Origin of the sequence: Noviherbaspirillum sp., assembly GCF_036563305.1 — a bacterium.
Lineage (GTDB): Bacteria > Pseudomonadota > Gammaproteobacteria > Burkholderiales > Burkholderiaceae_D > Noviherbaspirillum.
Genome location: NZ_DATCMQ010000013.1, coordinates 459,062 through 484,102, shown reverse-complemented (window position 1 = coordinate 484,102; position 25,041 = coordinate 459,062). Strand labels below are relative to the sequence as shown.

Genomic DNA, 25,041 nt, shown 5'->3' with positions numbered 1-25,041 from the left:
TTCAGTTGAGGTAGGCGATGTCGATCACCAGACCATCGGCATGCACATGAACCGGTCGTTCATTCGCGAGCGCCTCGCACAGCATCCCGAACAGGTTCGTGACACCGTCGCCCGCCCCTGGCCTGACTCTGCGCCAGCCCAGTCCTTCGATGTTCGCCCAGGCATTCTGCGCATCGGCAGAGGTGAATGCCTGGACCACCTTCTTGTTGTTGTGCCATGCGAAGCCGGTTGCCCCACCGCCCGAAACGAGGCCGGCCCTGACGCGGGCGGTGACGTTGTCACCGTCGCGTGCAATCGCGGTCACTTCGATCCTGGAATCGGAACCGTCATAGGCCAGGCTGCCGGGCGTGGTGCCGGCGGTGAACCGGTCCTGCCCGCCGCCGGGCCAGAGGTCGCCGGCATCGCCGGCGTTGGCGTTCTTGTTCAGGTCCTGCCTGCCGTCGCACTGCTCGACATCGACCAGGTAGTGGGCCTCGTCGGTATTGTTCAGCTGGTTCTCGTCGACATGCTCGATCAGCATTCCTTCACCGGGGATGTGCGCGTCGAAGCCCTGCCTGCGGCGGTTCGACAGCAGGAAATACTGCTTGCTGCCTGCGTCGCCGACGGGCAGGCGAACCACGGCATTGCTGGTGGCGTACGGCGGCAGCACGATGTCCTTCTCGGCATCGATCACGGTATCGATGCTGGCCCATCCGACCTTGGCCTTGACCCAGGCGCAAGGATGGGCCGGCGTGTCGCCGCCGTTGTTCCAGCTGCCGCCCGCCATCAGGTCCCAGCTGCCGGTGCCGCGGGAGCTGTAGTCGATGTCGTACAGGTCGGGCATGCCGAGCAGAAGATGGCCGAGTTCATGTGCCATCACGCCGACGCGGCCATCCTCCGGCGCCATGAAGTAGGCGGTGACCTTGCGCCCGTCGACCAGCTTCGGCGCGATCGACCACTTGTGCGACCAGATATCGTCCGCATTGCCCGTCACCTCGGCGCCGGAACCCGCTGCGATCAACACCAGGGCCTCGATCAGGCCGTCGCCGTCATTGTCGAAGGACGAAAAATCCACGGCGCCGTCGGCCAATCCGAGCACGTCTTCCACCAGCCGTTGCGCGTTGCGCGGATAGGCGCCGAAACCATTGTCGCCGTTGGTGTAGTAAGCCTTCGGTTGCGGCGCGCGCAGCCATCCGTGCACTTCGCCGGTGACGTCGAGCTTGCCGCCCGAGGCCTCGGCGAAGTATTCGCGCATGCTGCCGCTGGCCTGCATCCCCTGAGAGAACAGCAGCTTGTGGATGTCGTCCCGGGAGCGTGCCCCTGCCATGTCCGGAAAGTCGACCAGCAGCACGATGACCCGCCTGGTGCCGATGACGGGCGCGAGCGCGGTCCTTCCGGAGACGAGCGTGTCGGCGCGCGTGGCCGGAGACCGGGTCAAGAGGCGGGTGTACATGCGCAGGTCGAGCAGGTCGCCGGACGGCGCTTGCGGCAGTTCCTGTCCCCGCGCCAGGACTCGGCGGGTCGCAATGATCTTTTCCTCGAGTGCGGGTGACGGCGGCACCAGGCATCCGATCTCGTCGAACGACGGCTGCAAGTGCTGGGTGGAAGAGGACATGGCTGCTCCTTGCGCTGACCTGCTTGCTTGAAGAACAGCCGCGGCGGAGGCGTCGCGGCGCTGGTTGCCCGAACCTGCGGATGCATGGTGCGGGACGTTTTCCCGGAAGGTGGTTGGATGCGCATGCGGGCCGTGTCAGCCTGCTGCGTCTTCGCGTTTTGCCTGTGATCCGAATGCGACCGGTGCCTGCCGTGGCCTGCCTGGCGGCCCTGCGTCACATGCTGTTGAATCCAGCATAGCAAGCGTTCACTTTCTTTCAAGGGAACACTCATCCGCCGGTTTGAGCATGCGCAAGGGAAGTCTTTCAGAGGCGCACTGCCGCGAAAAAAAAAGCCGCCCTTCGGGCGGCTTGCGGTCGATACGCAGGGCGGATCAGAACTCTTCCCAGTCCCCGCCCGCCGTGACGGCCGGCTTCGAGGCCGGGTTGCTCCGGGTGGCCGGCACAACCGGCCGCGACTGCACGGCGAGCTTGCGCGGCGCCGGCTTGGGCGGAGCGGCGCGCATCGTGCTGCGTACCTGCGCGGCCGCAGGAGCGGCGCCCTGCACGCGGAAGATGCTGACGACATCGCCGAGCTTGCGCGCCTGTTCCTGCATCGACTCGGAAGCCGCCGCCGCCTCCTCGACCAGCGAGGCGTTCTGCTGCGTGACCTGGTCCATCTGGGCGATGGCCTGGTTGATCTGCTCGATGCCCGCGGTCTGCTCGTCGCTCGCCGCCATGATCTCGCCCATGATGTCGGTGACGCGCTTGACGCTGTCAACGATTTCGCTCATCGTCGCCCCGGCCTCGTCGACCAGGCGGGCGCCCGCGTCCACTTTTTCCACCGAATCGCCGATCAGCGACTTGATTTCCTTGGCCGCTGCTGCGGAACGCTGTGCAAGGGTGCGCACCTCGGCCGCCACCACGGCGAAGCCGCGGCCCTGTTCACCCGCGCGGGCCGCTTCCACCGCGGCGTTGAGCGCCAGGATGTTGGTCTGGAAGGCGATGCCGTCGATGACCGAGATGATGTCCACCACCTTCTTCGCCGATTCGTTGATCGCGCCCATGGTGCCGACCACCTGAGACACCACCGTTCCGCCGCGCACCGCCACCTCCGATGCGCTTACCGCCAGCTGGTTGGCCTGGCGCGCGTTGTCGGCATTCTGCTTGACGGTGGATGTGAGTTCCTCCATCGACGAGGCGGTCTCCTCCAGCGAGCTGGCCTGCTCTTCGGTACGGGAGGACAGATCCTGGTTGCCTGCCGCGATCTCGCCGGAAGCCGTCGAAATCGTGTCGGTGCCCTCCCTGACCTGGGTCACGATGCCGGCCAGGCTGTCGCGCATGGCCTTCATCGCGAACAGCAGGCTGGTTTTGTCGCCATTGCGGGTCTCGATGGCGACGGTGAGGTCGCCGCCGGCAATGCGGCCGGCGATGTCGACCGCATAGTCGGGTTCGCCGCCGAGCTTCCCGACCAGGCTGCGCGTGATGACCACTGCCGCGGCGACGCCGACCAGCAGTGCGACGGCGCCGAGGATGAGCATCAGGCTGCGTGCGGACGCGTAGGCCTCGCCTGCGTCCTTGACCGCCTGGTCGTTGAGCCTGGTTTCCAGCGCCATCAGTTCGGCGAGCCCGTCGAGCCACCTGCGCTGGACCGTGCGCACGTCGCTCATCAGGAAAGCGGTGACTTCGGCCGTCTGGTTCGCCAGGCCCATTTCCACGGCGCGTGCCAGCAGCGGCGCGATGGCGGCTTCCGCCTCCTTCACCTTGGCCAGCAGCTGGCGCTCTTCGGCGGCGCCGGAAGCGTCCCGGGCGAGCATCGCGGCAAGGCGCTGTTCGGCCGCATCGTACTTCGCCTGTTGCACCTTCATGCGTTCCGCTTCCACGGCCATTCCGGCAGGATCGGTCAGGAGCGCGATGTTCCGGATCGCAATCATGCGGTCGAACACCGTGGCACGGAGTTCGGTGACGATCTGGATCTGGGCGTTGTTGACCTGGGTGATGTGATCGATGCGCGCCTGCATCTGGCTCATCCTGCTGATGCCGAGCCAGGTGACGACGAGCAGCAGGAATATCACGAGTCCGAATCCGGACGCCAGGCGGGTACCCACTTTCATGTTTGCCATGTTCATTCTCTATCCTTTAATACGGCCGCCTTTCATGCGGCAACTTTTCCCGACGCTGCACTGTCAATCAATCCGATCTCTTCGCCGGACATCAGCTTCTCGATATCGACCAGGATGATCATCCGGTCGCCGAGCGTACCGAGACCGATGAGGTGTTCGGTGCTGAAGGCGCCGCCCATCTCCGGCGCGGCCTTGATCTGTTCCGCTGTCAGGGCGACAACGTCCGACACGCTGTCCACCACCATGCCGACCACACGGTCCCGCAGGTTCAGGATGACGACGACCGTGAATTGGTCGTAGCTGGGTTCGGCAACGCCTAACCGTATCCGCATGTCGATGATCGGCACGATGATCCCGCGCAGGTTGATTACGCCCTTGAGGTGGTCCGGCGCGCTGGCAATCCGCGTCACCGCTTCATAGCCGCGCAGTTCCTGTACTTGCAAAATATGAATCCCGTACTCTTCCCTGCCGATCGTGAAAGAAAGATATTCGCAGGCGTGCGCCGCATCGGCGCCCCCTGTCCTCGCGTCAACGGCGTCGCCGTTCCGTTGTTCCAGCATGCCTGCTCCCTGTCCTTGCATCGTGTGTCGCCCCGGTCTGCGGCCGGGAAAAAGTGACCAGTGCCGAGCGTAGAGCAATCAGTTGTCCGGGGGAATCGGACGCCGTCCATTCCGAAGTAGGAAGTGTTCTTGTGGCGTCCTAGGAAAAATCCGATGGCGCAGACGCGCCAGTTGTGCTTTCCTTGCACGCCTTCCGTCCCCTGCCTGGTCCAGCAACGATCCCTTTCTCACGTTTCCGCATGTTCCGCATCTGCCTTGACCCCACCCGACTCCGGCATTTCCTGCCCCCGCTGCTGCTGGCCGCCTGCGGTGTGGTACTGATCGGCGTCATCTGGCACTCGGTGCTCGGCCAGATCGAGCGCGAGCGCATCGAAGCAATCGCGCGCGCCGAGCAGCGCAATACCAACCTGGCAATCGCCTTCGACGAGTACGTCACCCGGATGATCCGCGACGCGGACGGCGCCAGCCGGTATGTCGCACGGGAGTACGCCCGTCTCGGCGCGCGCGTCGACATCAGGGCACTGATGGCGGACCGACTGGTGGATCCCCGCCTGTTCAGCGCGGTCGACATCATCGATCGCAACGGGGTGCTGATCAGCAGCAGCCTGGAGGACGGACTGCCCGTGGCCTTCGGCGATCTCGTCCGGATGCACGCCGACGGCGGCGACGAGGTCCGCATCGGCAAGCCGCAGCCGGTTCGTCCCGGCGGACCGACCGCCATACCCGTGACGCGCCGCCTGCCTGCGGCGGGCGGCGGCGTTGGCGGCGTAGTCGCGCTGTACATCGAACCGGCCCGCTTCACGGGCTTTTATCGCGAGGCGTCCATGCAGCCCGGCGACGTCCTGGCGCTGGTCGGGCTGGACGGGATCGTGCGCGCGCGGCGGGTCGGCGCCACCGAGCGCTATGGACAGGATGCGACCGGCGGCGCCTTGCTGCAGCGGCAGGCATCCCAGCTTTCGGGCACCCATGCCGGCCGCAGCGTGCACGACGGGGTGCAGCGGCACTACAGCTACCGCACCCTCGCCGGCTACCCGCTGATCGCCCTGGTCGGTGCCGCCGACGACGAGATCTACGGCGCGCTTCGTCCCCGGCACCGCCGGGAACGGCAGGAGGCGACCCTGGCCACGCTGCTCGTGATCCTGTCCGGCCTCGGGATCGCGGTCGTCTACTTGCGGCAGGGGCGCACCCTGGTGCGGCTGGAAGAGACGCAGCGCTTCGCGCAGTCGACGATAGACGCGCTGTCGAAGCACGTCGCGGTGATCGACCGCGAGGGCGTGATCCTGCGGGTAAACAAGAGCTGGCGCGACTACGCCGGCAGCGAGGGCGTCCCGGCGGACATCCTCGAGGGCGACAACCTGCTCAAGGCGTGCGACAAGATGGCCGGCGACGGCAATCCGGACGCTGCGGCGATGGCGGAACTCCTGCGGGGCGTCGCGCAGGGCGGCCGGCGCGGCGGCAATGTGGAGTACTCGGTGCGGCGCGGCGCAACCGCGCGCAGCTTCCAGGTGTACGTCAGCCGTTTCGAGGGCCCGGGGCCGGTGCGCGTGGTCGTGGCGGCACAGGACATCAGCTGGCGCAAGCAGGTGGAGAACCAGTTGCGCGAGAGCGAGCTGCGGTTCAAGTCGATGGCCGCCAACATCCCTGGCATGCTGTTCCAGCTGCGGTGGGACGACCAGGGACGGGCATTCACTTTCGTCAGCGAACGTGCGGACGAGGTGTGCGGCATGCCCGCCGAGCAGCTGGCCGCGGACAGCGCTGCCTTCTTCGACCTGCTGCATCCCGAGAGCCGCTACAGTTTCGAGGAAACGATGGCGTGTTCGCGTCAGGCCCTGAAGGAGTGGAACTGGGAGGGCCGGCTGCGTCTGGCGCAGCGCGGCGGCGACAAGTGGATCAACCTGCGGGCGACGCCGCGCGCGGCGTCGCCGGGGACGGTCATCTGGGATGGCGCCATCTTCAACATCACCGAAAGCAAGCGCCACGAGACCTCGCTTCTCGAAGCCCGGACGGCGCTCGTGGAGCTGGCAGCGCACCAGCTGTCGATCAAGGACGAGGAGCGCAAGCATATCGCCCGCGAGATCCACGATGAACTCGGGCAGCGGCTTACTGTCCTGCGCATGGACGTGCTGATGCTGCCGCGGACGGTGGCGGCCGACCCGGCGGCCATGCAGGCCGCGGTGAATGACATGCGGGACGGGATAGACGGGATCCTGCGCATCGTGCGCAACATCGCTTCCGACCTGCGGCCGGCGGTGCTGGACATCGGCGTCGTCGAGGCGATCGAATGGCTGGTCGAAGAATTTCGCTCCAGCCTGGGAATTGCCTGCAGCTTCCGCAACCTTGCAGGTGAAGTCACGCTGGACGAGGAACGCGCGACGGGCGTATTCCGCATCCTGCAGGAATCGCTCACCAACGCCGCCCGCCATGCCCGGGCCAGCCGCATCGTCGTCAGACTGCTACGCCAGGGAAAGGCGCTTTGCCTCGAGGTGCAGGACGACGGCATCGGCTTCGAACCCGCGCAGCCGCGGCGCGCGCGATCCTATGGCGTTGCCGGCATGCGGGAGCGCGCGGCGATGCTCGACGGGGAACTGGGAATCTTCAGCGGCACCGGACAGGGGACGCGGGTGCGTCTCGTCATTCCGTACGCGCCACAAACGATGGAAAAGTGATGATCAAGGTATTCATAGCGGATGACCATGCAATGATGCGCGCGGGCGTGAAGCGCATCCTGGCGGCGGAGACCGGCATGCAGGTCGTGGCCGAGGCAGTCGACGGCGCCGACGTGCTGCGGCAGCTACCCGACACCGACTGCGATGTCCTGTTGCTGGACATGACGATGCCGGGCGTGAACGGCACCGAACTGATCCAGAAGGTCAAGCTGCTGAAAGGATCGCTGCCGGTAATGGTGCTGAGCATGCACAACGTCGGCAGGATAGCGGCGGCTTCGCTGCGCGCCGGCGCATGCGCCTACCTGACCAAGGACAGCGATCCGGAGTTGCTGGTGGAGGTGATCCGCAAGGTGGCGGCAGGCGGCCGCTATGTCGATCCCGCGGTCGCCAGCAAGATCGTGCTGGAGGGACAGCACGGTGCAGAGCCGCACGAGACGCTGTCGCCGCGGGAGCGTGAAGTGTTCTTCATGATTGTGGAGGGCATGCCTACCGGGCAGATCGCCGAAGCGCTGCACCTGAGCGCCAAGACCGTGAGCACCCACAAGAAGAACATCATGGAAAAGATGAATGCGGAAAGCACCGCCGAGCTGGTGCGCTATGCGATGCAGCGCCAGCTCGTACGATAGGGCGGTATCCTCGGGTGCGCAGGCTCGTCAGGTGGTCGGGTATTCCGGCGGCACCGTGTCCGGCGAGATTTCCGGCCCGGACGGACTGCCGGGGTCGGCAGTGTCGGGTGGCGGCGGCGTGATTTCCGGTCCTGCCGGGCTGGGGGCGATTTCCGGCTGCGGGCTCGGATTCACCGGAACTTCCGGCGGGGACTGCGGGGGATTCTGCAAGCGCGTCATCAGTTTCTCCTCTTACATTGGCAAGCGGTCCTGAAGCGGGGTCGGCTGCGTGAAGCCCTGGCCGGCGCCCTGCGCCATGCTCGCGCAACTCTGCATGCACGCGTGGCAGGCGCGGACGCACTCGTCCATCTCGCCGATTTGCTCGCAACTGTCCGCGCAGGCCTTGCAGACCTCCGCGCAGGCGGCGCACACGACGGCGTGTACGGGCGAGTTGCTGAGCATGAAGGAGGCGGCGGTGCGGCAGATTTCGGCGCAGTTGGTCATCAGGCGGAAGTGGGCCGGCTCGACGTGGCGACCGCCTGCTTCAAGGCAATGGTTCATGGACTCCTGCAGGCAAGTGCGGTAGCAGTGCAGGCAGTCGTCGATACAGTGCTGCATGTCAGGCGAGATCGACTGCATTATTTACTCCTTTGCGAAAAAAGGTCGCGCGGTCCGGTGTCGTCAGTGCGCGCGGGGCGGCAGTCGGGGCCGCAGTGACCGGTTTGCAACAATCGTTCCAGGGGCTGGCATCGTTGATGCAACGGCGCCCCTACTTCCGGTCACATGACACGTTTCCATGCCAGCCCTCCCCCGCGAACGCACCGCCGATGCCACCCTGTCCCTGCTCTCCGAAGGCTATCGCTACATATCGCGACGCTGCGAGCGGTTCGAGACCGATGCCTTCGAAACCCGGCTGATGCTGCGGCGGGCCGTCTGCGCGATGGGTGAGGACGCGTCGCGCATGTTCTACCATCCCGGCCGCTTCACCCGCCGCCATGCGATGCCGCCGACTGCCCTTGCGCTGCTGCAGGATCTCGGCAGCGTGCAGCTGCAGGAAGGACGGGAGCACCGCAACCGCAAGCAGATGTTCATGTCGCTGATGGACACGGGCAGCCTGCAGCGCATCACCGCGCTGGCGGCGGCTGAATGGCGCGTGCGCTTTGCCGCTTGGGAAAACCTGCCGCATGCGGTGATGCAGGAAGAGGCGGAGACCGTGCTTTGCCGCGCGGCATGCAGGTGGGCCGGATTGCCGCTGGCCGAGCAGGAGGCAAGGCGCAGGACCGCGGAATTTTCCGCCATGATCGATGGCGCCGGCGCGGTCGGCCCCCGCAACTGGCGCGGCATGCGCTTGCGTGCCCGCACCGAGCGCTGGGCGAGGCGCCTGGTCGACGGCATCCGCAATGGCAGCGTTGCGGTTCCCGAGGGCAGCCCGGCGCGCGTGATCGCCCTGCACCGCGCCAGCGACGGGCACCTGCTGGATGGAAAGGTAGCCGCGGTCGAACTGCTCAATCTGCTGCGCCCGACCGTCGCGGTGGCGCGCTACATCACCTTTTCCGCGCTGGCATTGCATGCCTTTCCGGCCTGCCGCGCCCGCCTCATGGAAGGGAACGAGGCTTACCTGGAAATGTTCGTGCAGGAAGTGCGCCGCTACTATCCGTTCTTTCCCGCCGTCGGCGGCGTGGTGCAGGAGGCGTTCGAGTGGCGCGGCATGCTGTTCGAGCCCGGCGCCTGGGTGCTGCTCGACCTGTACGGCACCAATCACGACGGCCGCCTCTGGAACGACCCGTTCGTCTTCAATCCCGACCGCTTCGCCGGCTGGAAGGGCAATGCCCACACCCTGGTGCCGCAGGGCGGAGGCGATTTCTTTCATGATCACCGTTGCCCGGGGGAGTGGCTGACGATCGCATTGGTGAAGGATGCGGTGCGGCTGTTGCTGACCGAGGTCGCCTACGAAGTGCCGGTGCAGCGGCTGCGGGTCGACCTGGCGCGCATGCCTGCGCTGCCGGAGAGCGGGCTTGTCGTTCGGAATGCCATCCGCCTGCACTAGCCGGGTGCCTTGATCCACCTCTAAACCGTGCCTGCCCGGAGGAACCTCGCCAGCGGGGCGCGCCTCTACACGACGCTGACGCAAGTCCGGCGGGTTCGCATGCCGGCGCACATCCCTTACTCATCCTCATTGCCATGCGCGTGACAGAACCGGAAGGACTTGCATTGCCCAAAGGCGAGAGCGCGCCGCGCGCGACGCTGGGCTTGCGGGAGGCGATCGCCGTCATCGTCGGCGTCGTGATCGGCGCCGGCATCTTCAAGTCCCCCGCGATGGTGGCCGGCATGAGCGGCAGCGCCGAGTGGATGTTCGCCGCCTGGGCGCTCGGCGGCCTCATTTCCCTGGTGGGCGCGCTCTGCTACGCGGAGCTCACGACCGCGTACTCGCATGCGGGCGGCGACTATCACTTCCTGCAACGCGCGTTCGGCCGGTCGGTCGCGTTTCTTTTCGGGTGGGCCCGCTTCGCGGTCATCACCACCGGTTCCATCGCGCTGCTTGCATTCGTCTTCGGCGACTACATGCAGCAGGTGCTGCCGCTCGGCTTCCTGCCGCCGGCCGCCGGCGCCGTCGTCTACGCCTGCGCCGTGATCGTGGTGCTGTCGCTGCTGAACCTGCACGGCATCCGCACCGGGTCGATTGCCCAGTCGTGGCTGACGCTGGCCGAAGTGGCCGGGCTGATGCTCATCGTGGCCGCCGCCGCCTTCTTCATCGACGCCCCCGCGGCGGCACCTGCGCCCGGTGCCGCCGCGACCGGCGGCCTGCCCGGCTCCTTCGGACTGGCAATGGTGTTCGTGCTGCTCACCTACGGCGGTTGGAACGAGGCCGCGTACATCAGCGCCGAGGTCAAGGACGGCAAGCGCAACATGGTCAGGGCGCTGACACTGTCCATCCTGATCATCACGGTGCTCTATCTGCTGGTGGCCTGGGCCTACTGGAAGACGCTCGGCATGCAGCGCATGGCATCGTCGGAAGCCCTTGCCGCCGACGTGATGGGCGCCGCCTTCGGCAGCATCGGCGAAAGGACGATTTCCCTGCTCGTCGCCGTCTCGGCGCTGACCTCGATCAACGCGACCATGATCGTCGGCGCACGCACCGGCTATGCGATGGGGCGCGACTGGCCGCTGCTGGAACGGCTCGGCCGCTGGGACGGCGTTCGCGGCACCCCGGCCAACGCCATGCTGATACAGTCGGCAGCGGCGTTGCTGCTGGTGCTGTTGGGCGCCGCCGCCGGCAGCGGGTTCAAGGCGATGGTCGAGTTCACCGCGCCCGTCTTCTGGCTGTTCTTCCTGCTGACGGGGGTTTCCCTGTTCGTACTGCGCCGGCGGGAGCCGTCGCTCCCGCGTCCGTTCAAGGTGCCGTTGTTTCCGGTGTTGCCGCTGCTGTTCTGTGCGACCTGCGCCTACATGCTCTGGTCCAGCCTTTCGTATGTCTACAGCCAGTCGCTCGGCGGCCTCAATGCGGCCTGGATCGGCGTCGCGGTGCTGGCGGCCGGCCTGCTGCTGCTGGCGCTGATACGCAGGAGCGAGCAACGAAGCAAGCTGCAGATGATGTCCTGTGAATCCCGCTAAAAGGAGAAGCGCCGATGAAACCGCAAGCCCGCCGTCGCACCCTCGTATTCTCCGCCGGCATTGCCGCCGCCATGTCCGCGCTTCACGTGCGCGGCGTCTTCGCCCAGGCAGCCGCGGCGCCGCCGAAGCTGGACGTGCCCTATGTGCCGACGCCGCAGGAGATCGTCGACCGCATGCTCGACCTCGGCAAGGTGGGCAAGAACGACGTGCTGTTCGACCTCGGCTGCGGCGACGGGCGCATCGTGGTAACTGCCGCCAAGGAGCGTGGCGCGCGCGGCACCGGCATCGACATCAACCCGGTCCGGATTGCCGAGGCCAAGGAAAACGCCAAGAAGGCAGGCGTCGAGGACCGGGTCGAGTTCAAGGTCGGCAACCTGTTCGAAGCGGATTTCTCGCCGGCGACGGTGGTCACCCTGTACCTGCTGCCCGATGTCAACCGCAAGTTGCGGCCGCAGTTGTGGCGGCAGCTGAAAGTCGGCACGCGCGTGGTATCGCACGACTTTGACATGGGACCGGAGTGGCCGCCGGAGCAGACGGTGCAGATCGGCGGCAAGACCCTGTACGCGTGGACGATCACGCCGGCGCACAAGAAGACGGGGAAGGCCTGAGAGGACAGCGGCCGGCGGTCAGCCCGCCGCCTTGGCGGGACGATAGATGGCCGCTTCGTAGTGCCTGCCCCTGTTGACGATGACGACCTTGTTCGCGCCGGCGACCGGACCGGGTTCGATGCATGGCATGCCGTCGGCGCCGGGACGCACGATCACCAGATCCATTGCAGCGCCTGAGTCCGCGTTGATCGCCCGTGCGATATGTTCGATGCGCGATGACGACGGATTGGCTCGCACGTCGATATCCGCTGCAGGCGCATGCGCGTCTGCGGCGCCTGCCCGTCACCGATGCCCGACAAGTACCTGACGTGAAACGCGTTGCTTCTTGCGCGTCGAAGTCGACGAAGGACGAACCCTGCATGCAGCCGGGCCGCATCTGGTGAAACGCAGCCTGCGTTCCTGCCGGAGGCGGTGGCACTTGCTGCCATCCCTGCTGCCGGCGGCAAGGACGGAGTGCGATGGCATCGGGAAGAATTCGCGGGGGCAGACGCTGGAAGTGCCGGGGGAGGGCACTTCCAGCGGCAGGATTGCTATTGGCTGGTGCCAGTGCCGGTGCTGCCGGTGCCTGACGAGGAGCCGGGCGGCGTGGTCAGCGGTGGCGTCGCGGTGCTGCTGCCACTACTGCCGGACATGCCGCTACCGGACGTGCCCGACGTGCCCGAGGACCCCGAGCCGGTCGTGCCGCTCATGCCCGAGCTGCCTGTCGTGCCGGAGCCGGTCGTTCCGCTCATTCCCGAACTGCTGCCCGAGGTGCCGGTCGAGCCGCTCGTGCCCGAGGAACCCGAGGAACCCGAGGTGCCGTAGTTGGGCGCGGGAGGGGTGCTGAGGTCCGAGCTGCCGGTCGTTCCCGTCGCGCCCGAGGTGCCGCTGCTGCCGGTGCCGCTCGTGCCGGCGCTCCCGGTGCTTCCCGTCGCGCCCGCGCCGCCGCTCAACCCGGAGCTGCCCGAACTGCCCGAACTGCCCGAACTGCCCGAACTGCCCGACGTCCCGCTCATGTCCGAGGTGCCGGTCGGCCCGCTCAGGCTGGTGCCGCCGGCGCCCGAGGTCCCCGGATTGGCGCCCATGCTTGCGCCGCCGGCGCCTCCGGTACTCGATGTGCCCGAGCTGCCGCTGCTGCCCGAGCCCCCGGTGGCGGAGGAGCCCGCGCCGGGCTGCACGGTCGTGGTAGTGGTCACGCTGGTGCCGGAAGCGCCTGAAGTGGCCGGATCGTTGGTCGTTGTGGTGGTGGTCTGTCCATGGGAGAGGGACGCTGCGCCCAACAGCGAAATAAAGAGGGCGGTAGGCAATTTCTTCATGCTCGCTCCTTGCTAGGGGATGGGATGCTTCTTCAGCACTGCAGAAGTAAGCTTTTAGACTGCGCCGGATTGACAGGTTCGCACTATTTCGCTCGCGAATACCGGTGCTGCCGATCAGAAAGCTGTGGCGCGCATCGCGTCGGCGGAGACGGCCGATCGGCGGCACAAATTTCCTCCTCATTTCCCCCTCATTGCTGGCATGAAAACCATTAATATGTCGGCCATCGACAACACAGGGGGCGCCATGGCCGCACACAAAAATATCGACAACCCGCTCTGGAACGAGGATCTTGCGCCGAGCACGGACGCCCAGCGCACCTGGACCGCGACGCACTACGCGGCATTGTGGGTTTCGATGGTTGTCTCGGTGCCTGCCTACATGCTGGCCTCCGGCCTGATGAGCGAGGGCATGAACTGGTGGCAGGCGGTGCTCACGGTCTTTCTCGGCAACGTGGTGGTGCTGGTGCCGATGGTACTGGTGGGGCACGCCGGCGCGAAGCACGGCATACCGTATCCGGTGCTGGCGCGCGCGGCGTTCGGCGTGCGCGGGGCCCAGTTGCCGGCGATCCTGCGCGCCATCGTCGCCTGCGGCTGGTTCGGCATCCAGACATGGCTCGGGGGGCAGGCGATCTACACCATTCTCAACGTCCTGACCGGCAACGCGCTGCAAGGCAATCCCCTGCCTGGCCTCGGCATCAACGCCGGGCAACTGGTCTGCTTCCTGCTGTTCTGGGCACTGCACATCTATTTCATCGCAAAGGGCACCGAGTCGATCCGCTGGATGGAGACCGCCGCCGCGCCGCTGCTGCTGCTGTCGTCGCTGGCGCTGGTGTGGTGGGCCTACGCCAACGCAGGCGGCTTCGGCCCGATGCTGTCCGCGCCTTCCCAGTTCGCCGAGGGCGGCAAGAAGGCCGGGCAGTTCTGGTCCGTGTTCTGGCCGTCGCTCACCGCGATGGTCGGCTACTGGGCGACGCTGGCGCTGAATATTCCCGACTTCACCCGTTTCGCCCGCAGCCAGCGCGACCAGATCGTGGGGCAGGCGATCGGCCTGCCGGTGCCGATGGGGCTGCTGTCGCTGGTCGCCGTCGTGGTGACCTCCTCGACCGTCGTCATCTACGGCGAGGCGATCTGGGACCCGGTGGCGCTCACCGGCAAGATGGGCGGCATCTCGGTCGTGATCGCGCTGATCGCCCTGATCATCGCCACCATCACCACCAATCTCGCCGCCAATGTGGTGTCGCCCGCCTACGACTTCTCCAACCTCGCACCGCGCCGGATCTCGTTCAAGGTCGGCGGCTACATCACCGCGGGCATCGGCCTGGCGATGTTCCCGTGGAAGATACTCGAGACCACGCAGGGCTATATCTTCACCTGGCTGATCGGCTACGGCGGCCTGCTCGGCCCGATCGCCGGCATCATGCTGGTCGATTACTTCCTGATCCGGAAGACCGAACTGAACCACGACGCGCTGTTCCGCGCCGACGGTGAATACGGCTACGCCAACGGCTGGAACCTGCGGGCGGTGATTGCGCTCGTGCTGGGCGTGCTGCCGAACCTGCCGGGTTTCTTCAAGGCCGCCGGCTTCGTCGGCAGCGTGGCGCCCGTGTTCGAAGTACTCTATACCTATGCCTGGTTCGTCGGCCTCGCGATTTCCGCTGTCGTCTACTACCTGCTGATGCCGCGCAAGGCCTGACTATACCGATCGGAATACTGATGAAACACGACCCCCGCTTCCCGAAGCTGTCCATCCTCAACCATCCGCTGATCCAGCACAAGCTGACGCACATGCGCGACAAGGACACGTCGACACGGACTTTCCGCGAACTGCTGCGCGAAATCACGCTGCTGATGGGCTACGAGATCACCCGCAACCTGCCGCTGGTGAACGTGCGCATCGAGACGCCGCTGGAGACCATCGACGCCCCGGTCATCGCCGGCAAGAAGCTGGTGGTGGTGCCGGTGCTGCGGGCCGGCATCGGCATGAGCGACGGGCTGCTTGAACTGGTGCCGTCGGCCCGCGTCGGCCATATCGGCGTCTACCGCGATCCGGACACGCACCGGCCGGTCGAGTACCTGGTGCGGCTGCCGGAGGTGGCCGAGCGCGTCTTCATCCTGTGCGACCCGATGCTGGCGACCGGGAATTCCGCGGTGCACGCGGTCGACGTGCTGAAGAAGCGCGGGGTGCCCGACGAGCACATCATCTTCGTCGCGCTGGTCGCGGCGCCGGAGGGCGTGCAGGTGTTCCAGGACGCGCATCCGGGCGTCCAGGTCTACGTCGCTTCGCTCGATTCCCATCTCAACGAGCACGCCTACATCGTTCCCGGCCTTGGCGACGCCGGCGACCGCCTGTTCGGCACCAAGTAGCCCGGACGCCGGCCTCCTGCCGCAGGCATGGCCGGCAACCCCTGCCCGCGCAAATGAACGACGTCATTCCCCTGTTCGGATTCACGACCACGCCGCTGGAACTGGTTTCCTTCCTGCTCGCCGCCACCACGGTCATTCTCGACATCCGGCAGGTGCACTGGGCATGGCTGTTCGCCATCCTGTCCTCGGCCACCTATGCGGTGGTGTTCTTCGGCGCGCGGCTGTACGGCGACATGGCCCTGCAGTTCGTGTTCATCGTGGTATCCGCCTGGGGCTGGCACCAGTGGCTGCGCGGCGGCGCCGAACACCGCGGGCTGCGGGTCACGCGGCTCGGCAGCGGCGGGATCGCGCTGGCCATGGCCAGCTGGCTGCTCGGCTTCCTCCTGATCGCGCTGTTCCTGCGCGCGTTCACCGACACCGACGTGCCCTGGATCGACGGTTTCCTGACCTCCGGCAGCCTGGTCGGCCAGCTGCTGTTGTCGCGCAAGAAGCTGGAGAACTGGCACGTCTGGATCGTCGTCGACCTGCTGTATGTCGGCCTCTACCTGTACAAGAACCTGATGCTCACGGCGATCCTGTACGGCCTGTTCGTGCTGCTGGCACTGGTCGGCCTGCGGGCATGGCGCGACGCCGCCGCGACGGGGGAACGCGAGGCCCTGCCAGCATGAGCGGCAGCGGCGTCGGCGGTAACGCCGCGACCGGCGCCGGCGCGCCGCGCCGCGTCGCCGTCCTCGGCGCCGAATCGACCGGCAAGTCCACGCTCGCCGCGGCGCTGGCCGAGCGGCACCGGACGCTGTGGGTACCGGAGTACCTGCGTGAATTCGTCGAGACCATGGGCCGTACCCCGCGGGAACAGGAACAGGTCCGCATCGCCTTCACCCAGGCGAAGCGGGAGGATGCGGCGGCCGGCCGCGCCGACCGGTTGCTGTTCTGCGACACCACGCCGCTGATGACCGCGCTGTACAGCCGGCATTACTGGGGCAGGGTGGATCCGCGCATCGAGCAGCTCGCCCGGACGCGCGCCTATGCCGTCACCCTGGTCACCGCGCCGGATACGCCATGGGAGCCTGACGGGCTGCAGCGGGAATCCGAAGCGGTGCGCCAGCGCATCCATCGCGAGGTGGTGGCGGCGCTCGACGGACTCGGCGTGGCCTGGGTGCTGGTGACAGGCAGCCTCGCCGAACGCCTTGCGCAGGTGGACGCGGTGCTCTAGAAGTCGAACTGCGCCGTCACCCTGAAGGTGCGCGGCGCGCCGGGCAGCACGTAGCCGCCCAGCGCCTGCGACGCTTCCCGCCAGTAGAACCGGTCGAACACGTTGTCGACCCCGACCCGGAAGGTGGCGTTGCTGCCGGCGACCCGCGTCGCATAGGACGCGCCGAGGTACAGCAGGTGGTAGCCCGGCACGTCGACGGGATTGTCCGGCGTGAAGGACTTGCTGCTCGAGTACAGCCAGCTTGCGTTCAGCCCGAGTCCGGCGATGTCCGGGACCGCGTAGTCGAGCGACACCACCGAGCGGAAGTCCGGCACGTTGGTCACCCGCTTGCCGTCCAGCGTCGGCTCGCCGGTACCCTGCTGGCGGCTGCGCAAGGCGGCAACGCTGAGGCCGAGGGTCAGCCGGCGATTGAGCCTGCCCTGGGCGGAGAGCTCGATGCCGTCATGCCGCGCTTCGCCATTGCGCACCCAGGTGAAGCTGCTGTCGGTGTACTCGAGGGGCTTCTCGATGCGGAACAGCGCCGCCGCGATCGTCCATCCGGGCATCGGCGACGCCTTCGTTCCGATCTCCACCTGCCGCGAGCGGGCGGGATCGAGGATCGCATCCTGGTTGCTGGTCAGCAGCGGCGCGATGCCGCCATGTTCCAGTCCGTGCGCGTAGGCGCCGTAGACCGCGAAGTCCTCGCGCGGGCTGAACACCAGGGCCAGGTTGGGCAGCAGGAAGCGCTTGTCATAGCGGTTGTCCGGAGCGCGCTCCGGGTATCGCTGCAGCCTGTCGATGCGGGTATGTCGTACCCCGGCATGCAGTTTCCAGGCCGGGGCCAGGCCGAGCACGTCCTGCACGAAGAACGACGCCTCCCTGCCATGCCGGCGCAGGAGCACATCGCCGGTGCGGATGGCGGAAGGCGGAACCTCCGCCGGCGTGTAGATGTTGCTGGTGCCGTTGGCAAGCGAACCGAAGCAGTCGACTGCGCCGTACACGCAGTCGCCGAAGCGGTCGCGGCGGCGGACCAGGTCGACGCCGGCGGTCAGCGCATGCGCGATGCTGCCGGTGGAGAAACTGCCCTGCAGTTGCGCCCGTCCCGACAGCAGCTGCTTCGATTCATTCTCGCTCTGGAAATCGTAGACGTCGTAGTCGCCGCTGGCGCAGAAGCCGGGAAACAGCCCTTCCGCCGCGCAGCCATAGGGAAATGCCGCGAAGTCGTCCCGGCGCAGGGTGCTGCGGTTGAACGCCAGCGAGGCGGTCCAGGACGCATTGAGCTGGTGCTCGTAGCGCACGCCGACGTTGGCGCTGTGCGACTCGGTCGGGCGGCTCCAGGGTTGGTTGTTGAGCATGGTGCGCGCGGAGATCCCGTCCGGCAATGCGGTGCCGCCGAGCAGCTGGAAGCCCGGCACCGTGAGCTGCGACTTGCGCTGGTAGTCGAGGTCGAGCTGCAACAGCGAGTCCGGCGTCAGCCGCCAGTCGAAGGCGCCGGAGACGAACTGGCGCTCGCCGTCCGCACCCCGCACATAGGAGCGCAGGCGTTCGGCGGCGGCATTGATGCGATACCCGAAGCGCCGGTCGTCGCTGCGCCCGCCGAGGTCGACCGCGCCATACAGGGTGCCGCGCTCGCTCGCGCCGAGCGTCACGCTGCGCAGCGGCTGCGCGGTCGGGCGCTTGGTGACGTAGTTGAGGATGCCGCCGGGGGTGGCGATGCCGGCCTGGAGCCCGGCCAGGCCCTTGAGCACCTCGATGCGCTCCTTGTTCTCCAGCGGGATGGAGGCATCCGAGCTGATGATCAGCCCGTCCTTGCGGTAGCTCGCCGCGTTATCGAGCGCAAAGCCGCGGATCGAGAACTGCTCGGCATAGCCGATCGCGTTGTAGGCTTCGTTCAGGCTCGCGTCGAGGCGCACCAGGTCGGTGGTCTGCCGCACGCCGCGCTCCTGCAGCTGCTCCTGCGCATAGACGCTGACCGACACCGGCGTCTGCAGCACCGACGCCTCGGAAAAGCCGCCGACGCTTGCAGTGGCAGCGCTGCCGCCTGGCGGCGCGGCGGTCACCGTGACGGCGGGCAGCGTGGTGTCGGCCTGCTGCGCAAGGGCACAGGCGGGCAGCGCGGCGGATAGGGCGGAAAAGAGTACGGGAAGGGAAAAGCGGGTGGCGAGGCAGGGCATCATTGTTCGTTCAATCGTGGGCGGGAAGCCGTCGAAGAGCGGACATGGCCATCGGCGCGCTTCCCTACGCTGGCATGATCCAGATCAGGTACGGAGGGTTTTTCTCACCCGGCGGATTGCCGGGACCCCTAGCGTGCGCGCATCGTAGCATGAAGCGGAAGGGGACGAAGGGGATGGCCGCGCAAGCGGCGATAGCGGCGACACCGGCGATGCACGCGCTCCGGCGCGCGCGGGTTGCCGGAAGGACGTTGCGATTTTCGCTATCCTTGCCGGTTTCTTGTTCCAGGCGCACTGGCGCCGCCAAAGGAGACCCGACCATGACTTTCACGACCGAAACCCAGCCCGGCGTCTGCGCCGAGGCACCCGCCGCGACGCGCGGCTTCGTGTTCAACCACACCATGCTGCGGGTCAAGGACCCGGCCGCCTCCCTCGACTTCTACAGCCGTGTGCTCGGCATGCGGCTGCTGCGCAAGCTCGACTTTCCGGAGATGAAGTTCTCACTGTACTTCCTTGCCCATCTCGACGCCGGAAGCGCAGTGCCGGAGGCGCCCGCCGAGCGCAACAAGTGGGTGTTCAGCCAGCGCGGCGTGCTCGAACTGACGCACAACTGGGGCACCGAGGACGACCCTGCCTTCCGCTACCATGACGGCAATGCGCAACCGCAGGGTTTCGGCCACATCTGCATCTCGGTGCCGGACCTGGATGCCGCGATCCGCTGGTTCGACGACAACCGGGTGACGTATGTGAAGCGGCCGGAGCAGGGCAAGATGCGGGACGTGGCCTTCATCAAGGATGTGGACGGCTACTGGATCGAAATCGTGGAGGCGGCGCGTACCGGCAGTCTCGGCGCCTGACCGATCGTACTGCGCCGGTCTGTGCTGCACGTGTGTTGGAGGCGATGATGCGCGAACAGGAATACACCAAGCTGGCAGACGAAGTGCAGCAGCTTCAAAGCGACATGCGACGAATTGAGCTCGCCTCTGTCGCGGCGGTCGGCGGCATCTGCGCGTTCCTGCTTACGGAGAAATTCGGTATGGATTTCCTCTTCTTCGGTTCCCTGCTTCCCCTCCTGGTCACCCTTGCCGCAGCACTGCGCTACGTCGCCTACTTCTATCAGCTCAAGCGCATCCGTACCTATCTCGCGACGAAGGAACAGGAGGCGGGGTACGACGGCTGGGAAGCCTACCTTGTCGAGCACCGGGGCACGCCCGCCGCCCGGCTGGCGGCGATCTCGTCCATCGTTTTCTGGCTGATGCTGCTTGTCTACAGCCTGGCCTTCTTTATCGTGGTCCTGGCTTACGACTGACAGTAAAGGCGCGTGGACCGGCCGGATCGCCGCGACCGTGAAAGCAACACAATGTCGGTCCGGCGCTAGCTGCCCGGCAGCAGGCGCTGCAGGCGGTCGATGACGTCCTCCACCCACTGGCGCCATTCCTGGTAGGTGCGCTCGATCTCGCGCGCCTGGCGCACCATCCGTTCGATGGCATCCAGGATCGATCCGCCTCTGCCATCCTGCGACGGCTCCGGCGCTTCCTCCGGCGTGCCGGGCGGCGCCTTGCCCGGTGATCCGCCGCCGAACCACTCCTCGAAGATGCCGAGCACCCGGTCGAGCAGCGAGTCCGCGGGCCGCGGCAGCTGCAGTCCGGGGTCGATCAACCGGGCATCGATGGCCTGGCGGAAGAAGTCGCCGACCGGCAGCAGCGCATTGTGCGCGCCCTGGCCCCAGTAGCTGCTGCGCATCGTCACCCGGGTGTCGTTGAATCCGACCCAGGCGCCGGCCACCAGGCGCTGGTGCATCAGGATGAACCAGCCGTCGGTATTGTCCTGGGTGGTGCCGGTCTTGCCGGCGACATCGGCGCGGATGCCGAAGCGGGTTCGGACGCCGGTCCCGGTTCCCTGGGTGACTGCCGCCCGCAGCATGTCGACCAGCTGTTCGGCGGTTCCGCGCGACAGTGCGCGGCGGCTGTCGGTGTCGAACTCGGCGAGCACGTTGCCGTGCTTGTCGGCGATGCGGGTGACCAGCACCGGCTTGCGATACTCGCCGCCGCTGGCCAGCGTGGCATAGGCGGACACCATTTCAAACGGCGTGACCGGACTGGTGCCGAGCGCAAGCGCCGGGACCTCGTCCAGCCTGCTGGCGTTGACGCCCATGTCGCGCGCCAGCGCCGCCGCCTTGCGCGGGCCGGCTTCCTGCATCACCCGGGCAGTGATGTTGTTCTTCGAATAGACGAGGCCGTCACGCGCGCTCACCGGCTTGCCCGTCGGCGGGGTGATGTCGGTGGGCCGCCAGACGCTGCCGTCGGGCATCGGCACTTCGATCGGCGCATCGAGAAATTGTTGTTGCGGGGACATGCCGCCTTCGATCGCCGCGCCGTAGACGAAGGGCTTGAAGGTGGATCCCGGCTGTCGCCGTGCCTGGCCGACGTGATCGTACTGGTCGGTCGCGAAGTCCCGGCTGCCGACCCAGGCCTTGACGCCGGCGGTGACCGGATCGATGGCAACGAAGCCGGTCTGCAGCCGGGTCTTGTCGGCCCGCAGCCTGGCCATGAACGCGGTGTCGGCCTTGAGCCGTGCGAGCGCTTCCTCCGGCGTCGTGCCGCCCTCGACCGCACGACGGTAGGCGGCCGACTCGCGGACGAAGGTGTCGAGCAGGCCGGCGTTCGCGTTCCAGAAGTGGGCAAACGGCGCGGCATTGCGCCGCTGGCGGACATAGGCGTCGGTGGCGGTGGACAGCAGCCGGCCGGAGGCGGTCGACCATTCGACGTCCGCCACCGCCTGCAAGGCGTCCATCTGGCGCTGCACCGCCCGATTGGCCGCCGCCTGCAGGCGCGAGTCGATGGTCGTGTAGACCAGCAGGCCGTCGGAATGAATGTTGTAGTCGTTGCGATCGGCCCAGTCGATCAGCCAGCGCCGCAGGTGCTGCGCGAAATGCGGCGCCGGACCGGGCGCCTCCGGCTGGCGCTCGAAGTCCAGCCGCAGCGGGCGCGACTTCAGCGCATCGAAGCTGGCCTGGCTGAGGACATTGCGCTTGACCATCTGCGACAGCACCACGTTGCGGCGCCGTACCGAGCGTTCCGGATTCTGCACCGGGTTGTAGTAGCTGGTGCCCTTGAGCATGCCGATCAGGGTGGCGCTCTCCAGCACGTCGAGCTTGTTGGCCGGCTTGTCGAAATAGGTGCGGGCTGCCATCTCGATGCCGAAGGCGTTGTAAAGGAAGGGCACGGTGTTCAGGTAGCTTTCGAGGATCTGGCGCTTGCTGTACGCGTGCTCGAGCTTCAGCGCGGTGATGATCTCCTTGAGCTTGCGGGTGAGCAGCGGCTGCCGCCCGATCTGCTCCGGGTACATGTTGCGCGCCAGTTGCTGGGTCAGGGTGGAGCCGCCCTCGGGGTCGCCGATGAGCGCGCGCGCGGCGCCGGTCAGCATGCGCAGCGGCTCGATGCCGGCATGCTGGTAGAAGCGGTGATCCTCGGTGGCGATCAGTGCGTTGACCACATGCGGGGACACGCGGCTCAGCGGTACCCATTCGCGGTTGAGGCGGTTGTACGTCGCCAGCCGCTTGCCGTCGGCGGAGATCAGCACGCTCGGCGTTTCCGACCGCGCCTTGCGCAGGTCGGCGATGCTCGGGGTAAACGGAATCAGCACCAGCGCATACGCCAGCAGCAGCGTGGCGATAGCGGCGCCGACGGCAAGCAGGCCCTTGACGCCCGAAAGCAGCCTGGCGCCGGGACGCCTGTCCTTGCGCAGCGCGCCGGCAAAGTGGGCGGCGATGGCGCGCGCGGCCGTGCGCAGCCATGCGGCGCACCGGGTCGCGAATCGCGTGAGGCTTGCTGGCAGCTTCAATCGTGGGTGGCGTGGGTAGGTGACGGGCAGCGCCGATGTTACCGCCCTGCCTGCCCTGCGGCTGGCGATTTCTCAAAGGATTGGCCCGGCATTGCCTGCGCCGGGCACGCAACTTGTGGCGCGGCTTGCGCTCAGAAGCCTGACCAGACCCTGCAAGACAAGGAGATTCGTCATGTCAACTATCCGGCAATCGATCGAGGTGCGCGTGCCTGCGCACCTGGCCTACCAGACGCTCAGCCATTTCGAGACTTACCCGCAGTTCATGGACGACGTGGAAGCGGTGCAGCAACTTGATCCCACCCATCTGCACTGGACCACCAGGATGGCAAACCGGGCCGTCGAGTGGGATGCGGAAATCACCGAGCAGGAGCGCGGCCGCTGCATCGCCTGGCACAACACCAGCGGTCCGACCAACACCGGGCGCGTCGATGTCGAGCCGGTGGGCGAGGGCGCGGCGCGGGTCACCATCACCCTGCATGCGGAGCCGGAGCAGGTGCCCGGTGCCATGTCCGGGTATACCGAGCAGGACATGGCATTGCGGCTGAAGCAGGACATGGCGCGGTTCAAGGACATGATCGAAGGCGTGCCGGGCGGTGACGCGGGGCAGGGCACGGCGGCGGGAACCACTGCAGGAAACGCCATGGGTAACGCGACGGGTGACGCAGCGAACAACGCAGCGAACAACGCGACGGCGGCGGCACCGGTGCCGATGCGCCACCTCGGCCAGATGCCGCAGGATACGACGGCCGAGGAACACGGCGGCGTGCCGACTTCCGATGCCATCGGCCGTCCGGTGCCGGCGGCCAACGCCGTGCAGGGCGCGACCGGCGCGGCACGGCAGGGAATGCAGCAGGGGGGGCGGCAGCCCGCGCAGCAGGCCGGCGGGCAACCGCCGCAGGCGGGCACCGCACTGCAGTCCGCGCCGCAGTCCACGCATCAGCCGCCACCCGCCGGTGGTGCGGCGGCGGTGGTCGGCGCTGCCGGCGGCACCGACGCCGCTGCCGGCGCACACCTTTCCGGCAGCAAGGGCGGCCCCGGCGGGCCCAGCCTGCGGGAGACGGCGGATGCGTCGGGCGTGCCCGGCACGCCGGGCGGCTCCCTGCAGGGCGATGCGGTTACGCCGGTGCCGGGTTCGGATGCCGTCGCCGGCACCGGACTCGGCGCGGCGGCGACGGCGGACGACGCCCGCACCGGGACCGGCACGGCGTCGGGCTCGGGGACGGCCCTCACCGGGGGCGGCGGCAGCGGCGGGCGCGATGCGGGAATCGGCGGCGGCGGCGCGGCGAAGCCCTGACCCGGGAGGCAGCATGTTCATCGATATCGGCGGCGGCTGGCAGGTCAACCTCGCGCACGTTGCGTGCATCCATACCATCGACTCGGGCAGCGTCGGCACCGTGCTGAAGTTCTATTCCACCACCAACGAGCACCTGGGCGACTTCAGCCCGGAGAGCCCGGAACAGCTGGCGCGGGTGCTCGACCTGGTCCATTCCTTCGGGCGCATGCAGGCGTAGCGGGCGCAGGTCCCGGGCGCGTGCGGCGGCGCCCGGCCCGTCCGCCTCAGGCGCCCTGGCCCTGGAACAGCATCAGCGCGCCATCGACCACGATCGTCGTGCCGTGGATGTAGCGCGCCTTTTCGCTGGCGAGAAACACCGCGACATGCGCGATCTCCTCCGGCTGCGCGGCGCGCTTCATCGGGATCGACTGCACCTGCCTGTCGCGCTGCTCCGCGTCGTCGACCGCCTGCTGGTTCATGGGCGTGAGCACCATGCCCGGCGCGATGTTGTTCACGTTGATGTTCTTCTCGGCCAGCTCAAGCGCCAGCGTGGTGGTGAGGTTGCGCAGGCCGCCCTTGGATGCGTCATAGGCGGCGCCGCCGGCGCGCGGAATCTCCTGGTGCACACTGGTGACGTTGATGATCGTGCCGTGGCGGCCGGTTCCTTCGATCATCCGGATGAATTCCCGGCAGCAGTAGAACGGGCCATGCAGGTTGGTCCGGATCGCCTTGTCCCAGTCCTCGTCGCTGATGTCCCGCACCGGCGTGCCGGTGGTATCCATCGCCGCATTGTTGACCAGGATCGTCGGCACGCCGATGGTCGTCCGCACATCATGGAACAGCTGCCGCACCTTTCCCGGATCGCTCTGGTCGAGCTGGAACACGGCGGCCCGCGCACCCGCCTTTTCCACCTCCGCCGCCGTCGCCTCGGCACCTTCCCGGTCGTGCAGCCACGTCACGACCACATTCGCGCCCTCCCGTGCAAAGGCGATGGCGGTCGCCCGGCCGATGCCGGAATCGGCGCCCGTGACGACGGCGAGTTCGCCGTCGAATTGACTGTCGTTCATGCTTTCTCCTGTGTTGGCCGCAAAAATCGCGGCGCCGTTTGCGCCGCCTCCCGGTATTCGACGCCATGGAGAGAATCAGTTCCGGCCTGGC

At 67.3% G+C, this 25,041-nt stretch carries 24 protein-coding genes and 1 riboswitch; of the genes, 15 read left to right on the top strand and 9 right to left on the bottom strand.

From position 1 onward, the window contains the following. Position 1 precedes the first annotated feature (1 nt). From VIM12_RS12695 to VIM12_RS12685, 3 genes are all read right to left on the bottom strand, one after another. Positions 2-1,594: a M6 family metalloprotease domain-containing protein gene (locus VIM12_RS12695; protein ID WP_331942001.1), complete on the bottom strand. Its 1,593-nt coding sequence runs from the start codon at positions 1,592-1,594 to the stop codon at positions 2-4. Between the two features lie 372 nt (positions 1,595-1,966). Beyond that, positions 1,967-3,700 (bottom strand): methyl-accepting chemotaxis protein, encoded by a 1,734-nt coding sequence (locus VIM12_RS12690; protein ID WP_331942000.1) that lies wholly within the window; start codon positions 3,698-3,700, stop codon positions 1,967-1,969. Positions 3,701-3,726: 26 nt separating this feature from the next. Next, positions 3,727-4,254 (bottom strand): chemotaxis protein CheW, encoded by a 528-nt coding sequence (locus VIM12_RS12685; RefSeq protein WP_331941999.1) that lies wholly within the window; start codon positions 4,252-4,254, stop codon positions 3,727-3,729. Positions 4,255-4,493: 239 nt separating this feature from the next. On the opposite strand from VIM12_RS12685, the gene VIM12_RS12680 reads away from it, so the two are divergent. Together VIM12_RS12680 and VIM12_RS12675 are read left to right on the top strand one after the other, a co-directional pair. Beyond that, positions 4,494-6,920, top strand: a complete 2,427-nt coding sequence (locus VIM12_RS12680; RefSeq protein WP_331941998.1) for a histidine kinase — start codon at positions 4,494-4,496, stop codon at positions 6,918-6,920. After that, entirely contained in the window at positions 6,920-7,546 is a 627-nt protein-coding gene (locus tag VIM12_RS12675; RefSeq protein ID WP_331941997.1) for a response regulator transcription factor, read from the top strand. Before VIM12_RS12680 ends, VIM12_RS12675 begins: the two co-directional genes overlap by 1 nt. A 27-nt stretch (positions 7,547-7,573) precedes the next feature. Here the strand turns inward: VIM12_RS12675 and VIM12_RS12670 are convergent, their stop codons facing one another. After that, entirely contained in the window at positions 7,574-7,765 is a 192-nt protein-coding gene (locus VIM12_RS12670) for a hypothetical protein (protein ID WP_331941996.1), read from the bottom strand. A 12-nt stretch (positions 7,766-7,777) separates the two neighbouring features. Continuing rightward, positions 7,778-8,164 (bottom strand): four-helix bundle copper-binding protein, encoded by a 387-nt coding sequence (locus tag VIM12_RS12665; protein ID WP_331941994.1) that lies wholly within the window; start codon positions 8,162-8,164, stop codon positions 7,778-7,780. Positions 8,165-8,321: 157 nt separating this feature from the next. Between VIM12_RS12665 and VIM12_RS12660 the strand changes: the two genes are divergently transcribed. The 3 genes from VIM12_RS12660 to VIM12_RS12650 all read left to right on the top strand — a co-directional run bounded on the left by VIM12_RS12660 (position 8,322) and on the right by VIM12_RS12650 (position 11,745). Continuing rightward, positions 8,322-9,572, top strand: coding sequence for a cytochrome P450 (locus VIM12_RS12660; protein ID WP_331941993.1), 1,251 nt, complete (start codon positions 8,322-8,324; stop codon positions 9,570-9,572). A 164-nt stretch (positions 9,573-9,736) separates the two neighbouring features. After that, complete coding sequence (locus VIM12_RS12655; protein ID WP_331941992.1) at positions 9,737-11,137, top strand: APC family permease; 1,401 nt, start codon at positions 9,737-9,739, stop codon at positions 11,135-11,137. Between the two features lie 14 nt (positions 11,138-11,151). Continuing rightward, the gene (locus VIM12_RS12650; protein WP_331941991.1) at positions 11,152-11,745 is read left to right on the top strand and encodes an SAM-dependent methyltransferase; all 594 of its coding nucleotides are present in this window, start codon (positions 11,152-11,154) and stop codon (positions 11,743-11,745) included. Positions 11,746-11,763: 18 nt separating this feature from the next. Here the strand turns inward: VIM12_RS12650 and VIM12_RS12645 are convergent, their stop codons facing one another. Next, a complete protein-coding gene (locus VIM12_RS12645) occupies positions 11,764-11,910 on the bottom strand; it encodes a hypothetical protein (RefSeq protein ID WP_331941990.1) in 147 nt (48 codons plus the stop codon). A 246-nt stretch (positions 11,911-12,156) separates the two neighbouring features. Here VIM12_RS12645 and VIM12_RS12640 point away from each other — a divergent pair, with 246 nt between their 5' ends. From VIM12_RS12640 to VIM12_RS12615, 6 genes are all read left to right on the top strand, one after another. Then, on the top strand, positions 12,157-12,549 hold the full coding sequence (locus VIM12_RS12640) for a hypothetical protein (protein ID WP_331941989.1): 393 nt from the start codon (positions 12,157-12,159) through the stop codon (positions 12,547-12,549). 15 nt (positions 12,550-12,564) lie between these two features. Continuing rightward, entirely contained in the window at positions 12,565-13,056 is a 492-nt protein-coding gene (locus VIM12_RS12635; RefSeq protein ID WP_331941988.1) for a hypothetical protein, read from the top strand. A gap of 198 nt (positions 13,057-13,254) precedes the next feature. Further along, the gene (locus VIM12_RS12630) at positions 13,255-14,733 is read left to right on the top strand and encodes an NCS1 family nucleobase:cation symporter-1 (RefSeq protein ID WP_414691787.1); all 1,479 of its coding nucleotides are present in this window, start codon (positions 13,255-13,257) and stop codon (positions 14,731-14,733) included. Between the two features lie 20 nt (positions 14,734-14,753). Beyond that, positions 14,754-15,404 carry a uracil phosphoribosyltransferase gene (gene upp / locus VIM12_RS12625; protein ID WP_331941986.1) on the top strand — a complete coding sequence of 217 codons (651 nt, stop codon included), beginning with the start codon at positions 14,754-14,756 and terminating at the stop codon, positions 15,402-15,404. 53 nt (positions 15,405-15,457) lie between these two features. Next, positions 15,458-16,072 (top strand): nicotinamide riboside transporter PnuC, encoded by a 615-nt coding sequence (gene pnuC / locus VIM12_RS12620; RefSeq protein ID WP_331941985.1) that lies wholly within the window; start codon positions 15,458-15,460, stop codon positions 16,070-16,072. Then, positions 16,069-16,617 carry an ATP-binding protein gene (locus tag VIM12_RS12615; protein ID WP_331941984.1) on the top strand — a complete coding sequence of 183 codons (549 nt, stop codon included), beginning with the start codon at positions 16,069-16,071 and terminating at the stop codon, positions 16,615-16,617. Before pnuC ends, VIM12_RS12615 begins: the two co-directional genes overlap by 4 nt. Here the strand turns inward: VIM12_RS12615 and VIM12_RS12610 are convergent. Next, on the bottom strand, positions 16,614-18,773 hold the full coding sequence (locus VIM12_RS12610) for a TonB-dependent siderophore receptor (RefSeq protein WP_331941983.1): 2,160 nt from the start codon (positions 18,771-18,773) through the stop codon (positions 16,614-16,616). The genes VIM12_RS12615 and VIM12_RS12610 overlap by 4 nt on opposite strands. Before the next feature lie 41 nt (positions 18,774-18,814). Continuing rightward, positions 18,815-18,910, bottom strand: a riboswitch (TPP riboswitch). Positions 18,911-19,087: 177 nt separating this feature from the next. Between VIM12_RS12610 and gloA the strand changes: the two genes are divergently transcribed. Continuing rightward, a complete protein-coding gene (gene gloA, locus VIM12_RS12605; protein WP_331941982.1) occupies positions 19,088-19,624 on the top strand; it encodes a lactoylglutathione lyase in 537 nt (178 codons plus the stop codon). Positions 19,625-19,668: 44 nt separating this feature from the next. After that, the gene (locus VIM12_RS12600) at positions 19,669-20,076 is read left to right on the top strand and encodes a hypothetical protein (RefSeq protein WP_331941981.1); all 408 of its coding nucleotides are present in this window, start codon (positions 19,669-19,671) and stop codon (positions 20,074-20,076) included. Positions 20,077-20,141: 65 nt separating this feature from the next. Here the strand turns inward: VIM12_RS12600 and VIM12_RS12595 are convergent, their stop codons facing one another. Continuing rightward, complete coding sequence (locus VIM12_RS12595) at positions 20,142-22,610, bottom strand: penicillin-binding protein 1A (protein WP_414691783.1); 2,469 nt, start codon at positions 22,608-22,610, stop codon at positions 20,142-20,144. A 172-nt stretch (positions 22,611-22,782) separates the two neighbouring features. On the opposite strand from VIM12_RS12595, the gene VIM12_RS12590 reads away from it, so the two are divergent. Continuing rightward, a complete protein-coding gene (locus tag VIM12_RS12590) occupies positions 22,783-23,904 on the top strand; it encodes an SRPBCC family protein (RefSeq protein ID WP_331941980.1) in 1,122 nt (373 codons plus the stop codon). A gap of 13 nt (positions 23,905-23,917) precedes the next feature. Then, a complete protein-coding gene (locus VIM12_RS12585) occupies positions 23,918-24,121 on the top strand; it encodes a hypothetical protein (protein ID WP_331941979.1) in 204 nt (67 codons plus the stop codon). A 46-nt stretch (positions 24,122-24,167) separates the two neighbouring features. Here the strand turns inward: VIM12_RS12585 and VIM12_RS12580 are convergent, their stop codons facing one another. Then, positions 24,168-24,950 carry a glucose 1-dehydrogenase gene (locus tag VIM12_RS12580; RefSeq protein WP_331941978.1) on the bottom strand — a complete coding sequence of 261 codons (783 nt, stop codon included), beginning with the start codon at positions 24,948-24,950 and terminating at the stop codon, positions 24,168-24,170. Positions 24,951-25,041 lie beyond the last annotated feature (91 nt).